14 protein-coding genes are annotated in these 13,924 nt (G+C 41.6%); all 14 read left to right on the plus strand.

The features are described from left to right. Position 1: 1 nt before the first annotated feature. The 14 genes from fliR (at position 2) to tsf (ending at position 13,894) form a co-directional block, all read left to right on the plus strand. The gene (gene fliR, locus MKX52_RS07760; protein ID WP_012009967.1) at positions 2 to 781 is read left to right on the plus strand and encodes a flagellar biosynthetic protein FliR; all 780 of its coding nucleotides are present in this window, start codon (positions 2 to 4) and stop codon (positions 779 to 781) included. Then, the gene (gene flhB / locus MKX52_RS07765; protein WP_144469854.1) at positions 778 to 1,866 is read left to right on the plus strand and encodes a flagellar biosynthesis protein FlhB; all 1,089 of its coding nucleotides are present in this window, start codon (positions 778 to 780) and stop codon (positions 1,864 to 1,866) included. The genes fliR and flhB overlap by 4 nt, the downstream gene beginning before the upstream one ends. Positions 1,867 to 1,895: 29 nt before the next feature. Next, complete coding sequence (gene flhA, locus MKX52_RS07770; protein ID WP_012009969.1) at positions 1,896 to 3,929, plus strand: flagellar biosynthesis protein FlhA; 2,034 nt, start codon at positions 1,896 to 1,898, stop codon at positions 3,927 to 3,929. Further along, entirely contained in the window at positions 3,929 to 5,044 is a 1,116-nt protein-coding gene (gene flhF, locus MKX52_RS07775) for a flagellar biosynthesis protein FlhF (protein WP_144503294.1), read from the plus strand. Before flhA ends, flhF begins: the two co-directional genes overlap by 1 nt. Beyond that, positions 5,041 to 5,946, plus strand: coding sequence for a MinD/ParA family protein (locus tag MKX52_RS07780; RefSeq protein ID WP_342491753.1), 906 nt, complete (start codon positions 5,041 to 5,043; stop codon positions 5,944 to 5,946). The genes flhF and MKX52_RS07780 overlap by 4 nt, the downstream gene beginning before the upstream one ends. Next, positions 5,943 to 7,016: a chemotaxis response regulator protein-glutamate methylesterase gene (locus tag MKX52_RS07785; protein WP_342491754.1), complete on the plus strand. Its 1,074-nt coding sequence runs from the start codon at positions 5,943 to 5,945 to the stop codon at positions 7,014 to 7,016. The genes MKX52_RS07780 and MKX52_RS07785 overlap by 4 nt, the downstream gene beginning before the upstream one ends. A gap of 5 nt (positions 7,017 to 7,021) precedes the next feature. After that, a complete protein-coding gene (locus MKX52_RS07790; RefSeq protein ID WP_144469851.1) occupies positions 7,022 to 9,052 on the plus strand; it encodes a chemotaxis protein CheA in 2,031 nt (676 codons plus the stop codon). A 24-nt stretch (positions 9,053 to 9,076) separates the two neighbouring features. Beyond that, entirely contained in the window at positions 9,077 to 9,538 is a 462-nt protein-coding gene (locus MKX52_RS07795; protein WP_144469850.1) for a chemotaxis protein CheW, read from the plus strand. Positions 9,539 to 9,550: 12 nt separating this feature from the next. Beyond that, positions 9,551 to 10,177: a chemotaxis protein CheC gene (locus MKX52_RS07800; RefSeq protein WP_088001443.1), complete on the plus strand. Its 627-nt coding sequence runs from the start codon at positions 9,551 to 9,553 to the stop codon at positions 10,175 to 10,177. Further along, positions 10,177 to 10,677: a chemotaxis protein CheD gene (locus tag MKX52_RS07805; RefSeq protein WP_003212153.1), complete on the plus strand. Its 501-nt coding sequence runs from the start codon at positions 10,177 to 10,179 to the stop codon at positions 10,675 to 10,677. The genes MKX52_RS07800 and MKX52_RS07805 overlap by 1 nt, the downstream gene beginning before the upstream one ends. A 24-nt stretch (positions 10,678 to 10,701) precedes the next feature. Then, positions 10,702 to 11,469, plus strand: coding sequence for a FliA/WhiG family RNA polymerase sigma factor (locus MKX52_RS07810; protein WP_012009976.1), 768 nt, complete (start codon positions 10,702 to 10,704; stop codon positions 11,467 to 11,469). 21 nt (positions 11,470 to 11,490) lie between these two features. Continuing rightward, positions 11,491 to 12,030 carry a hypothetical protein gene (locus tag MKX52_RS07815; RefSeq protein ID WP_012009977.1) on the plus strand — a complete coding sequence of 180 codons (540 nt, stop codon included), beginning with the start codon at positions 11,491 to 11,493 and terminating at the stop codon, positions 12,028 to 12,030. Positions 12,031 to 12,185: 155 nt separating this feature from the next. Then, positions 12,186 to 12,920: a 30S ribosomal protein S2 gene (gene rpsB / locus MKX52_RS07820; protein WP_003212093.1), complete on the plus strand. Its 735-nt coding sequence runs from the start codon at positions 12,186 to 12,188 to the stop codon at positions 12,918 to 12,920. Positions 12,921 to 13,012: 92 nt separating this feature from the next. Further along, positions 13,013 to 13,894: a translation elongation factor Ts gene (tsf, locus tag MKX52_RS07825; RefSeq protein WP_012009978.1), complete on the plus strand. Its 882-nt coding sequence runs from the start codon at positions 13,013 to 13,015 to the stop codon at positions 13,892 to 13,894. Positions 13,895 to 13,924: the final 30 nt, after the last annotated feature.

A 13,924-nucleotide genomic window follows, 5' to 3' on the forward strand; every position in this document is an offset into this window, starting at 1 on the left:
GATGTCAATCATAGAATTATTCCCTGCTTTTCTATTAGTTTTTATTCGGATCACCGCTTTTTTTGTGACAGTACCGCTTTTAGCGCATAGAACGATCCCAGCTGTACACAGAGTTGGATTCTCACTGTTTTTAGCCGTGATTAGTTTTAGCACAATTAAGGAACCGCCAGCACTCGACATAGACGGTCTTTATATGATGCTTGCGGTGAAAGAAGCAATGGTCGGACTTCTACTTGGTTTGATTGCATATATCATGGTGTCCGCTGTTCAAATTGCCGGCTCATTTATTGATTTTCAAATGGGTTTTGCGATCGCCAATGTAATTGATCCGCAAACAGGGGCACAAACGCCGCTGATGGGGCAATTTTTTTATACAGTCACATTGCTATTGATGCTGGCAACCAATGCACATCACTTGCTGCTTGATGGAATCTATTACAGTTTTCAATATATTGCAGTTGATCAGTACGCACTGAATTTCGGCAGTGAATCTTTTGCTTATTTTATTGCAAAGAGCTTCAACCAAATGTTCATCATTGCCTTTCAAATCTCAGCACCAGTTGTCGCTAGCTTGTTTTTGGTCGATTTGGCACTGGGTATTGTGGCACGAACAGTCCCGCAGATGAACGTTTTTGTTGTCGGACTTCCTATTAAAATGGGTGTGAGTTTTATTATGATCATCATCTGTATGGGCGTCATCTTCGGAGTTGTCCAAAATACATTTGATACGATTGTACTCACCATGAGGAATTTCTTAGCATTGGTCGGTGGTTCGTCATGATGACAAGGCTTAGACTAGACTTGCAATTTTTCGCAGGTGAAAAAACAGAAAAAGCAACGCCGAAAAAGAGACAAGATTCACGTAAAAAAGGTCAGGTTGCCAAAAGTACCGACGTCAATACAGCCATCTCATTTCTATTAATCTTTTTATCATTCTTTTTTATTGGGCCTTTTATGAAAGAGCGTATTATTGCGCTCATTGAACGTTTTTATTCAACAACGATGCTAATGAAAGTTAGCACATCTAATATTCATCAACTATTTGTGGAATTGCTTCAGGAAACAGGGCTCCTCCTCATGCCAATACTTGGTGTTGGTATGCTGGCAGGGATTATCAGTAACTATTTGCAAGTTGGCTTTCTCTTTTCGACAGAAGTAATCAAACCGAAATTAGAAAAACTCGATCCAATCAAAGGGTTTAAACGAATATACAGTATTCGAGCCCTCGTAGAACTATTAAAATCCATTTTGAAAATTGGTTTAATTGGTTTTGCGACATTTATTGCACTTTGGATGCACTTTGACGAAATCCTAAGGCTTCCTTTACTAACAGCAGAGGAAACTCTTCATTTCGTGGCAAGTATGACCTTGATTATGGGGCTATATGCAGCAGGTGCCCTCATGGTCTTAGCGGGGCTTGATTATATGTATCAGAAATTTGATTATGAAAAAAACTTACGGATGTCCAAACAAGACATCAAAGATGAGTATAAAAAATCAGAGGGTGACCCGCTCATAAAATCAAAGATTAAACAGCGTCAGCGGGAAATGGCCATGAGACGGATGATGCAGGAAGTCCCAAAAGCGGACGTCATCATTACAAACCCAACCCATTATGCCATTGCTTTGAAATATGACGAAGAAAAGATGGACGCACCCTTTGTTGTGGCAAAGGGAATAGATATTTTGGCTTTGAAAATTAGAACGATTGCGAAAGAGCACGATATTATGACCGTAGAAAACCGGCCGCTCGCTCGTGCACTCTATGATCAGGTCGACATTGACCAAGCGGTGCCAGAGGAATACTTTAAGGCAATCGCAGAAATTTTAGCTTATGTTTATAAAACGAAACAAAAGATTTTATGAATTTTTGGTTTTAAAAGGAGAGAACAGGCATGTCAGCAAGAGATTTATCTGTTTTATTCAGTGTTATTTTAATTGTGGCGATGCTGGTCATACCATTTCCGCCAATGCTATTAAGTATTTTAATCATTATTAATATTTCTCTTGCGCTTATCGTGCTTCTCACCACAATGAACATGCAAGAACCACTGCAATTTTCAATATTTCCATCATTGCTTTTGCTCTTAACGCTCTTTCGCTTAGGGCTTAACATCTCTACAACACGATCTATTCTTTCAACTGGAGACGCTGGAAAGGTTGTAGAAACGTTTGGTTCATTTGTTGTTGGAGGAAATGTACTCGTTGGTCTTGTGGTCTTCCTCATTCTGATCATCATTCAATTTGTTGTCATTACCAAAGGGGCTGAGCGTGTTTCAGAGGTTGCGGCAAGATTTACCCTCGATGCGATGCCAGGGAAACAAATGAGTATTGATGCAGATTTAAATGCAGGGATGCTGACAGAAAGTGAAGCAAGAAATCGCCGTGAAAAAGTAGCGAGAGAAGCAGACTTTTATGGTGCGATGGATGGAGCAAGTAAGTTCGTCAAAGGGGATGCCATCGCAGGTATTATCATCGTCATTATTAATATTATTTTTGGGATTATCATTGGGATGCTTCAGCAAGGAATGTCAATTCAAGAATCAGCTTCCCACTTTACATTATTAACGGTAGGAGACGGGATTGTTTCACAAATCCCTGCACTTCTCATTTCAACAGCGACAGGGATTGTCGTCACAAGGGCTGCTTCTAATGGGAACCTTGGGTCAGATATCACTGAACAGCTGTTTGCATTCCCAGCTATGCTTTACGTCACGGCAGGTACGATCTTCCTTCTTGGGTTGTTTACACCAATCGGCGTACTTTTGACAGGTCCGATCGCAGGTTTACTTGCCCTCGGCGCATACTTGATGTCAAAAAACAAACAGGATCAAGAAGAAATAGAAGAGGTACTAGAGGAGCAGGCAGAGGTAGAAGAGATGAAAAGTCCAGAAAGTGTTATTCACCTTCTCCAAATGGATGCCATTGAATTTGAGTTTGGCTATGGCCTGATTCCGCTAGCCGATGCAAATCAAGGCGGTGACTTGTTAGACCGGATTGTGATGATTCGAAGGCAGCTTGCCCTTGAACTTGGTCTTGTGATTCCAGTTGTCCGGATCCGGGACAACATTGCACTTAACCCAAATGAGTATCGACTCAAAATAAAAGGGAACGAAGTGGCAAAAGGCGAGCTACTGCTTGATCACTACTTAGCGATGTCGCCTACGCCTGATGATGATCCGATTGAAGGGATTGAAACAATCGAGCCATCCTTTGGTCTTCCGGCTAAATGGATCTCAGAAGCAGAAAAAGATCAGGCTGAGATGCTTGGCTATACGGTAGTAGATCCTGCATCGGTTGTGTCTACTCACATCACAGAGAAAATTAGACAAAACACACACGAATTGCTCGGACGCCAAGAAACGAAGCAATTAATCGATCATCTGAAAGAAAGTTATCCTGTCTTAGTGGATGAGGTAACGCCAAATCCACTAGCAGTTGGTGATATTCAAAAAGTGCTTGCAAAACTGCTGAAAGAAAAGGTTTCTATTCGAAATCTTGTCACCATTTTTGAGACGCTTGCAGACTACGGAAAGTTAACGACGGATACAGATTTGTTAACAGAGTATGTCAGACAGGCGCTGGCAAGACAGATTACCGCACAATATGCGAGAGAGAATGAATCACTCAAAGTCGTGACATGCTCGGGCCGAGTGGAAAAGGTGATTGCTGACAGCGTACAGCAAACAGAGCATGGGAACTACTTATCGTTAGATCCAGAATCCTCTGAAAGTGTGATTCAATCAGTGGCGAGAGAAATTGAACAGCTTTCGCTTCGTCAGGAAACGCCGGTTCTATTGTGCTCACCTCCTATAAGAATGTACGTCAAACAGCTGTTAGAAAGATATTTCCCGGAATTACCGGTACTATCTTATAACGAACTAGAAGCAAATGTGGAAGTACAGAGCATCGGAGTGGTGGATATCTAATGAAAATGAAAAAAATCACAGCGAATTCAATGCAGGAAGCAACGATTCAAATTAGGCAGCAGCTTGGGAAGGATGCCGTCATCTTAAATTCCAAAACCGTTGTGAAACGAAAGCTATTCGGTTTAAAGAAACAGCAAATGGTTGAAGTGATTGCAGTGCTGGATCAAGATTTTGAAGAAAGAGCGGGTAAAGGTGGACAGACTGCGCCCCCTCTTCCAGTATTTCCGAAAAAGGAGCAAGTTCAACACCGACCTAAAGAGCCGTCTCTTGCTCCTGAGGCAGTGAAACCAGTACCTCTTCAAGCTCAGCCGTTAGAATATGCGAGGAATGAGCGGCATGCTGGTATATTGCCTGATCCTCTCATGGCAATCGATCAAAAGCTGAAGGATCAAGGTCTTGATGATGCCATTCGAGACGAATGCCTCAAAGGTCTTTTAACGAAGGGCGCTGTCAAGGAAGAGCAAATTCAAAAAGAACTTGAACAACTGCTGACAGATATGCTACCGTCTCACACTTCTGATGATCCGATGATTCGTTCTAAATACATTGTGCTGTTTGGTTCGACTGGGGCTGGTAAAACAACAACGATTGCAAAGCTCGCTGCCAAAACGGCCATTCAGAAGCAAAAGAAAATCGCTTTTATTACAACAGATACGTACCGAATAGCAGCAATCGAACAACTGAAAACATATGCGGAACTGCTCAATGCACCGCTTGAGGTTTGTTATTCGAGAGAGGATTTTGTAAAAGCTCAAGAGACCTTTAAAGAGTATGATCATATTTTCGTAGACACAGCGGGTCGTAACTTTAAAGAAGAAGCGTATATCAAAGAGCTGACAGACATCATTCCATTTGATGAAAGCATTCAAAGTTTCCTAGTGATGAGTGCGACCTCAAAGTATCAGGACATGAAAGCCATGGTGAAACGTTTTGAACACGTTTCAATCGATCAATTTATTTTTACAAAAGTAGATGAAACAGACACGATGGGCACCATTTTTCAAATCATTGCAGACTCTCAAATTGGACTTGGCTTTTTAACAAATGGTCAAAATGTTCCTGAGGATATTCTTGAGGGCTCTCCTCTTGAATTAACAAGGATGGTCTTACAATGATGAAGCCCGACCAAGCAGAAGGTTTAAGAAAGCTCGTTCAACAAAATCAAACGATCACACCAGCTCCTCTTGGTATAAGCGGACAGGCAAAAACCATTGCTGTCATGAGCGGTAAAGGCGGGGTTGGAAAATCGAATTTGACGCTGAATATGGCACTGTCTATCGCAAATGCAGGTAAACGAGTGTTAGTCATCGACCTTGATTTTGGTATGGGGAATATTGATATTTTACTAGGGAAAACATCAACTAGCTCTATTTTAGATGTTCTTGTCAGGAAGAAATCCTTCCAAGCGGCTATGACTCAAGGAACGAACAACCTTTATTACATTTCTGGCGGAAGCGGACTTGAACAGCTGTTTTCTTTAGATAAAGATCAATGGTCGTTCTTTCTAGAGGAAATGGAAAGAATGATGCACAACTTTGATTGTATCTTCTTTGATATGGGAGCTGGTTTGTCAAAAGACCAACTACCTTTTGTTTTATCAGCAGGAGAAGTTGTGGTTGTGACAACGCCGGAACCAACATCAATCATGGATGCCTACAGCGCCATTAAACATTTAGCAATTCATCAGTTTGAACAATCTGTGCAAATCATTGTCAACCGGTGTAAAACCCCGTCAGAAGGGTCTGAAACCTATCGGAAATTAGCAGGAGTAGTCACATCATTTCTTCACAGAAAACTAGTATTTGCTGGTGCTGTCCCGGATGATCCTGCGGTTCCAAAAGCAGTGGCTGAACAAATTCCATTTTATATGAAGCAGCCTCATTCAAGGCTGAGTAAAACGATTAAGATGCTGGCGGAAACACTTTATCAACAGCAGATAAGAGAGGCACAGAGAGAGCAGCATACGTTTATAGATAAGTTGTCCTCTTTTTTTAAAAGGAGGAAGGTGGACTCATGATTAGAGTGCTTGTAGTAGATGACTCGGCCTTTATGCGAAAACTCATTAGTGACTTCCTAAGTGCCGAGCAAGAAATAGAAGTCGTCGGAACGGCGCGAAATGGGGAAGATGCCTTAAAACGGATCAAGGAACTGAATCCAGATGTCGTCACATTAGATGTGGAAATGCCTGTTTTAAATGGAACAGAAGCATTAAAACAAATTCTGGCTGAACACGACCTTGCCGTAATTATGGTGTCAAGCCAGACAAAGCAAGGGAAAGATTTAACCATCCATTGCTTAGAACTTGGTGCTTTTGACTTTGTCACAAAGCCATCAGGAAGTATTTCACTTGATTTACACAAAGTAAGGGGCCAAATTGTAGAGCGGGTGCTTGCGGCAGGGCTGTCAAGGAAACGCACTGAAGTGCCGGTTTCTTCTAAGCCGGTGATGAAGCCGTCAATCCCATTGGCTACACCTCGCCCGCAAGCAGTAAAAAGCGGCTCACTCCGAAAGATTATTTCAATCGGAACATCAACGGGAGGGCCAAGGGCACTTCAACGAGTCGTTACGAAGCTGCCCAAGGACATAGAAGCCCCCATTTTGATAGTGCAGCATATGCCGGCAGGATTTACGGCATCACTTGCTACTAGGTTAGACCATTTATCTCAAATTTCGATTAAAGAAGCGCAAGATGGAGACATCGCTAAAAATGGAGTAGCTTACATAGCGCCTGGTGGAATGAATATGTCACTTCATGAACAAGGGGCATCCTTAGTCATCAGACTGTCTCCAGAAGACACGGAAAGCCGTCACAAACCTTCTGTTAACTATTTATTTGACTCGATCAGTCATATAAAGGGTTACGAGAAAATTGCTGTCATTATGACAGGCATGGGTAGTGACGGCACAGAAGGTGTCAAAAAAATGGTCGCAAGCGGTCATACAAAAGTCATTGCAGAAAAAGAAGAATCATGTGTTGTTTTCGGAATGCCTAAATCAGTCATTAAAGCAGGCCTTGCACATGAAACAAGGCATGTGGATGACATCGCACATGCAATTATAAGCTCCATGAAAAAAGAGAGGGCGTGAACACGTTGGATGTAAACCAATACTTAGATATCTTTTTAGATGAAAGCAGAGAACACTTACAAACTTGTAATGAAAAACTTCTTGATTTAGAAAAGAACCCAACCGACTTGCAGCTAGTGAATGATATATTCAGAGCCGCTCACACATTGAAAGGCATGAGTGCAACGATGGGCTACGCTGATATGGCTCAGCTAACACATCATTTAGAAAACATGTTTGATGCCATTCGAAATGAACAAATGATTGTCACACCTGAGTCGATGGACACGATGTTTGAAGCGCTTGATCACCTTGAAGCAATGGTTCAATCAATTGCAGAAGGCGGAGATGGGAAACGCGATGTCACAGAGATTAGTAAAAAACTAGATGTGACAGGAAGCCATGCTGAGGCAGCTCCTAGTGTTGAAACTGCGGATGTATCACCGACTTCTGCTAACGACTTAGACTATAACGAATTTGAACGAACAGTGCTTGATGAAGCGAGGGAACAAGGCTTTAAATGTTATGAACTCAATGTCACATTAAGTGACGCATGCTTATTAAAAGCGGTTCGTGTCTATATGATTTTTGAAAGACTGAACGAAGCAGGCGAGGTCGTTAAAACAGTTCCAAATGCAGAACTTTTAGAATCAGAAGATTTCGAATCTGAATTCAGTATTTCTTATTTATCTAAACAACCAATGGACGAAGTGAAGAAAATTGTGATGACGATCTCAGAAGTTGAACAAGTTGAGATCTCAGAAGTCTCTGCATTTGAAGAAGCATCTCCAGTTGAAAAACAAGAGGCAAAACCTGAACAGGAAAAAGAAGAAGTATCTGTGCCTGCTGCGAAAGCCCCAGCAAACGATGCGCCAAAAGCAAATGGCAATAACGGTGCAGCTGCCGGCGGAACAAAAACGATTCGGGTCAACATTGACCGTCTCGATTCTCTCATGAATCTGTTTGAAGAACTGGTGATTGACAGAGGACGTTTAGAACAGATTGCCAAAGAATTAGAAAATAATGAACTGACAGACACGGTTGAAAGAATGACACGTATTTCTGGGGATCTGCAATCGATCATCTTGAACATGAGAATGGTTCCTGTGGAAACGGTGTTTAACCGATTCCCTCGTATGATTCGTCAATTGACAAAAGAGCTGAATAAGAAAATTGAACTGATTATTGAAGGTGCTGAAACAGAGCTTGATCGAACAGTTATCGACGAGATTGGAGATCCGCTCTTACACTTACTTAGAAACAGTTTAGATCACGGAATCGAGTCGCCAGAAGAACGTGTGAAAAAAGGCAAGCCAGAAAAAGGTACCGTTCTATTAAAGGCGTATCATAGCGGAAACCACGTCTTCATTGAAGTAGAAGATGATGGCGGCGGAATTAACCGTAAGAAAGTGCTTGAAAAAGCATTAGAGCGCGGGGTTATTACAGAAAGAGAAGCAGAAACGCTTGAAGATCATCAAATTGATTCATTGATCCTTGCAGCAGGATTCTCTACAGCTGATACGATTTCTGACATCTCAGGCCGCGGTGTAGGTCTTGACGTTGTGAAAAACAAGCTGGAATCACTAGGCGGATCTGTGAGTATCAACTCAACAGAAGGACAGGGCTCACTATTCTCGATCCAGCTTCCGCTTACATTATCGATTATTTCCGTCCTTCTTGTGAAACTGGAAGAGGAAACATTTGCGATTCCGATTTCTTCTATTATTGAAACGGCTGTCATTAAGAAAAGCGACATCCTTCAAACGCATGATCGTGAAGTGATTGATTTCCGCGGATTTATCGTACCGGTCGTGTACTTGAAGAAACAATTCAACGTACCAAATGCGAATGAATTAGAGGAAGAACTGCACATCATCGTTGTCCGTAAAGGAGATAAGCTGACAGCATTTGTGGTCGATTCATTTATTGGTCAGCAAGAGGTTGTATTGAAATCACTAGGAGATTACTTGCCAAACGTGTTTGCGATCTCAGGCGCAACAATCCTAGGCGATGGTCAAGTGGCACTCATCGTTGACTGTAATGCACTGATCAAGTAAAAAACAATAGAGGAGCGGTCTGAAATGAGTACAGATATCCAAACTGGCGAAAAGATGATTGTGTTTATCGTAAACAAAAAAGAATACGCCATTTCAGTATCAGAAGTAAAGTCCATTGAAAAATGGCAGCAGCCGACAAGAGTCCCTGGCGTTGTCCCTTATATATGCGGTGTTATTAATTTGCGTGGTGTCGTGACGCCTGTCATCGATCTTAGAGTGAGACTTGGATCAAGTGACAACGAAATTACAGATGAAACAAGAATGATTATTGTACAAGTTGGTGACATTGAAGTCGGCTGGATTGTTGATGAAGCGAATGATGTCATTACAGTCCATCAAGAAGAAGTAGAATCTTCTCCTGAATCAGCAGAAAAAGAAGGGCAATCATGGGTGACAGGTATCATTAAGCATGATCAGCGTCTATTTAATATCATTCATCCTGGTGCTGTCCTCGACAAGAGTGTTCAAGATGCACCTGTTCATTAAGGAGGATGTGAAATGAGCATTTTCAATGAAATAAAAGATGAACAGCTGGATGTATTAAGAGAGGTTGGGAATATTGGAGCAGGCCACGCCGCGTCTGCTCTTGCCAGCCTATTGGATCGCAAAATAGATATGGCTGTTCCATTTGTCAAGGTTCTCTCGTTTGAAGAGTTAATGGAATTCTTTGGCGGTGCAGACCTCCCAGTTGCAAGCATTTTCCTGCGAATGGAAGGAGATTTATCTGGCTCAATCTTTTTCATTATGCCCTTTGAGCAAGCAGAGCAATTTGTAAGAGAGCTTGTACGAGATCCGGCATTTGATATTGATACTATTCACGAGCATGTGATGGGAACTTCAGCACTTCACGAGCTGGGAAATATTTTAGCGGGCTCTTATTTATCAGCCCTTGCCGATTTAACAAAATTGCAGCTTCACCCAAGTGTTCCAGATGTTACGCTCGATATGTTCGGAGCTGTCATTAGCGAAGGATTAATGCAATTTAGTCCTTTAGGTGATCAGGCAATTGTGATTGATACATCGATTTTTGATGATCAAAATAAGCAAGAGCTGAAAGGAAATATGTTTCTATTACCAGACTTTGAATCGTTTGAAAAACTATTCAAAGCATTAGGTAACCTGTAATGAACGTTCAGATTCCGGCAGTTGTAAAGGTTGGTATAGCGGATGTTCAGCTTGTGAAAACACCGGACCGCATTCGGACATCCGGACTTGGTTCTTGTGTAGGACTTGTTCTGTTTGATCAAGAAAAAAAACTGGCAGGTCTTGTCCATGTCATGCTTCCAGACTCATCCCTTGCAAAAGGGGCAGTGGAGAACTTGGCTAAATATGCAGATACAGGTGTCAAGCATACAATTGATCTGCTCCTTAAAGAAGGAGCGCGCAAACATGCGCTAAAGGCAAAACTTGCTGGTGGCGCAGAAATGTTTAAATTTAAGTCAACCAATGATCTCATGAGAATTGGACCTAGAAATGTATCAGCTGTTAAAGAACATTTGTCTCTTTATCGCATCCCGATCATTAGTGAGGATACGGGCGGGAACAATGGTCGTACGATTGAATTTGATCCGCTTACGACAGAGCTTGAGATCCGCACTGTGAAGCAAGGCATTATGAAGATATAACTAAGGAAGTATAGGGGGAGAAAGATGCAATCCTTAAATTACGAAGATCAGGCGCTATGGGCTAGATGGAAAGAGTGGAAGGACCCAGCTGCTGGAGATGATCTTATGCGCCGCTATATGCCGCTCGTCACATATCATGTTGGAAGAATTTCCATCGGTCTCCCGAAGTCAGTGCATAAAGAAGACTTGATCAGTCTAGGGATGCTCGGTTTATATGATGCCCTTGAAAAATTTGACCCCGGAAGAGATCTGAAGTTTGATACATATGCATCCTTCAGAATCCGCGGGGCCATCATCGACGGTCTTCGTAAAGAGGACTGGCTGCCTCGTACATCAAGAGAAAAGACAAAAAAAGTAGAAGCGGCGATTGAAAAGCTTGAACAACGCTATTTACGAAATGTGACGCCGACAGAAGTGGCAGAGGAACTTGGCATGAGTGAACAGGATGTTGTCACAACAATGAATGAAGGTTTCTTTGCAAATCTGCTTTCAATCGACGAGAAGCTTCATGATCAAGAAGACGGTGAAAACGTCCAAGTCATGATTCGTGACGAGAAAACTGTGACACCTGAAGAGAAGATGCTAAAAGATGAATTAATAGAACAGCTTGCTGAAAAAATGACCGAGCTATCGGAAAAAGAAAAGCTCGTGATCAGTCTATTCTATAAAGAGGAACTGACGTTAACGGAAATCGGTCACGTGCTCAATTTATCGACCTCACGCATTTCGCAAATTCATTCTAAGGCATTGTTCAAGCTTAAGCATCTGCTTGATAAAGCCATTCAATCTTAAAGAGTTAGTGAGTGAAAAAATATGTTATGGCTGATTAGCTTCATGCTTCATGCTGCACTTATTTATTTTGTGATCATTTTATATACGAGAATGAATTCGCTGAAGGCAACTGAACAAAAGCAGCGAGAACTTCTAGAAGAAACGGAAAATACCCTGGCTGCATTTTTGATGGAAGTCAAAGAAGAGAATGACAAACTATCAAAAGTGGCAGCCGCTTCCCCTGATTTTTCTGCTGAAGAGCTGAAATCGGATTTTCAGACACCAAAGCAGCCACAAACACCAATTGAATCCCAGCAATCGGTAGAAAGTGAAGATCCAGTACCAGAGCACTTGTCAGCTCTCCTTAGCGAAGTTGAAGTGCAGGAAGAGAAGGTAAACGAACCCGTTCCACATCTTGAATCAGAAGCTTCTGTGCCTTCTGAAAGTGAAATAGAAGAAACATTCGAGGATCAGGTGAAGACCTTATATGACAAAGGACATTCGCTAGAAGAAATAGCGAAAGAACTGAAAACGGGCAAGACAGAAATCGAGCTTTTATTAAAATTTAGCGGAAAGCTGTAAAGGATTCTTGATTGTCAGTCCATCATGTGTTATATTATTTCTTGGTGTTAAATACACACGCTTAATGATTCGTATGAAGGTGCTGCCGTGGCGCAGTTTTATGTGAACATGACTTGAGCGGAGGAAAAAAAACCATTATATTAGGAGGCAACAACATGTCAGTTATTTCTATGAAACAATTGCTAGAAGCTGGTGTTCACTTCGGTCACCAAACACGCCGTTGGAACCCAAAAATGAAGCGTTACATCTTTACAGAGCGTAACGGTATCTACATCATCGATCTTCAAAAAACGGTGAAAAAAGTAGAGGAAGCTTACAACTTCACGAAAAACCTTGCTGCTGACGGAGGAAAAATCCTTTTCGTTGGTACGAAAAAGCAAGCACAAGATTCAGTGAAAGAAGAAGCAATCCGTTCTGGTATGTTCTATGTGAACCAACGCTGGCTTGGTGGAACGTTAACAAACTTTGAAACAATTCAAAAACGTATCAAACGTTTAAAAGATATTGAAAAAATGCAAGAAAACGGTACATTCGATGTTCTTCCTAAGAAAGAAGTCGTTCAACTGAAAAAAGAATTAGAACGTCTTGAAAAATTCCTAGGCGGAATCAAAGACATGAAAGGTCTTCCGGATGCACTTTTCATTATCGACCCTCGTAAAGAGCGTATTGCAGTTGCAGAAGCTCGTAAATTGAATATCCCAATCATCGGTATCGTTGACACAAACTGTGATCCAGACGAAATTGATGTTGTGATCCCTGCAAACGATGATGCAATCCGTGCTGTAAAACTTCTAACTGCTAAAATGGCAGATGCGATTCTTGAGTCTAAACAAGGCGAAGAAGAAGCTGTTGTAGAAGAAACGACAGAAACTGAAACAACAACTGCGTAACCTATTCAAAAGGTGATAAGAGGGAAATGCCTTTTATCACCTTTTTTTCACCTAGTAATCCGTGTTTTAACATAAGAAGGAGGAAATGTAAAATGGCTATTACTGCTCAATTAGTTAAAGAACTGCGTCAAAAAACTGGTGCAGGTATGATGGACTGTAAAAAAGCGTTAACAGAAACTGATGGTGACATCGACAAAGCAATCGATCTTCTAAGAGAAAAAGGAATTGCAAAAGCTGCGAAAAAAGCAGACCGTATTGCTGCAGAAGGATTAACTCTTATCAAAACTGATGGCAACACAGGCGTGATCCTAGAAGTGAACTCTGAGACTGATTTCGTTGCGAAAAACGAAGGATTCCAATCACTTCTTAACGAACTTGCTGATCATTTGCTTGCTGCTAAACCTGCAACAATTGAAGAAGCTCATGCTTCTAAAATGGAAAACGGTTCAACAGTTGAAGAGCATATTACATCTGCAATTGCGAAAATCGGAGAGAAAATCACTCTACGTCGTTTCTCTGTTATCACAAAAGAAGATAACGCAGCATTCGGTTCTTACTTACACATGGGCGGACGCATCGGTGTGTTAGCTGTTCTTAACGGAACAACTGACGAAGAGCTTGCAAGAGACATCGCAATGCACGTTGCTGCTGTAAACCCTAAATACATTTCTCGTGACCAAGTGTCAGAAGAAGAAGCAAACCGTGAGCGCGAAGTATTAACACAGCAAGCGCTACAAGAAGGAAAGCCTGAAAACATCGTAGCTAAAATGGTAGAAGGCCGTCTAAACAAATTCTTCGAAGAAATTTGCTTACTTGACCAAGCTTTCGTTAAAAACCCAGATGAAAAAGTGAAACAAGTAGTAGCTGCGAAAAACGCAAGCATTCAAACTTATGTTCGCTATGAAGTGGGCGAAGGTATCGAGAAGCGTCAAGACAACTTTGCTGAAGAAGTTATGAGCCAAGTGAAAAAATAATGTTTGAAAAGCTCTCTGGGGCTTTTTTAG

The organism is Bacillus sp. FSL R5-0422 (genome assembly GCF_038610765.1).
Classification (GTDB): Bacteria; Bacillota; Bacilli; order Bacillales; family Bacillaceae; genus Bacillus; species Bacillus pumilus_O.

Excerpts from the sequence above, each read along its gene's own strand:
- flhF (WP_144503294.1), top strand. The coding sequence starts at position 3,929 with ATGAAAATGAAAAAAATCACAGCGAATTCAATGCAGGAAGCAACGATT.
- MKX52_RS07795 (WP_144469850.1), top strand. The coding sequence starts at position 9,077 with ATGAGTACAGATATCCAAACTGGCGAAAAGATGATTGTGTTTATCGTA.
- tsf (WP_012009978.1), top strand. The coding sequence starts at position 13,013 with ATGGCTATTACTGCTCAATTAGTTAAAGAACTGCGTCAAAAAACTGGT.
- MKX52_RS07780 (WP_342491753.1), top strand. The coding sequence starts at position 5,041 with ATGATGAAGCCCGACCAAGCAGAAGGTTTAAGAAAGCTCGTTCAACAA.
- fliR (WP_012009967.1), top strand. The coding sequence starts at position 2 with ATGTCAATCATAGAATTATTCCCTGCTTTTCTATTAGTTTTTATTCGG.
- MKX52_RS07810 (WP_012009976.1), top strand. The coding sequence starts at position 10,702 with ATGCAATCCTTAAATTACGAAGATCAGGCGCTATGGGCTAGATGGAAA.
- MKX52_RS07785 (WP_342491754.1), top strand. The coding sequence starts at position 5,943 with ATGATTAGAGTGCTTGTAGTAGATGACTCGGCCTTTATGCGAAAACTC.
- rpsB (WP_003212093.1), top strand. The coding sequence starts at position 12,186 with ATGTCAGTTATTTCTATGAAACAATTGCTAGAAGCTGGTGTTCACTTC.
- MKX52_RS07815 (WP_012009977.1), top strand. The coding sequence starts at position 11,491 with ATGTTATGGCTGATTAGCTTCATGCTTCATGCTGCACTTATTTATTTT.
- flhA (WP_012009969.1), top strand. The coding sequence starts at position 1,896 with ATGTCAGCAAGAGATTTATCTGTTTTATTCAGTGTTATTTTAATTGTG.
- flhB (WP_144469854.1), top strand. The coding sequence starts at position 778 with ATGATGACAAGGCTTAGACTAGACTTGCAATTTTTCGCAGGTGAAAAA.
- MKX52_RS07805 (WP_003212153.1), top strand. The coding sequence starts at position 10,177 with ATGAACGTTCAGATTCCGGCAGTTGTAAAGGTTGGTATAGCGGATGTT.
- MKX52_RS07800 (WP_088001443.1), top strand. The coding sequence starts at position 9,551 with ATGAGCATTTTCAATGAAATAAAAGATGAACAGCTGGATGTATTAAGA.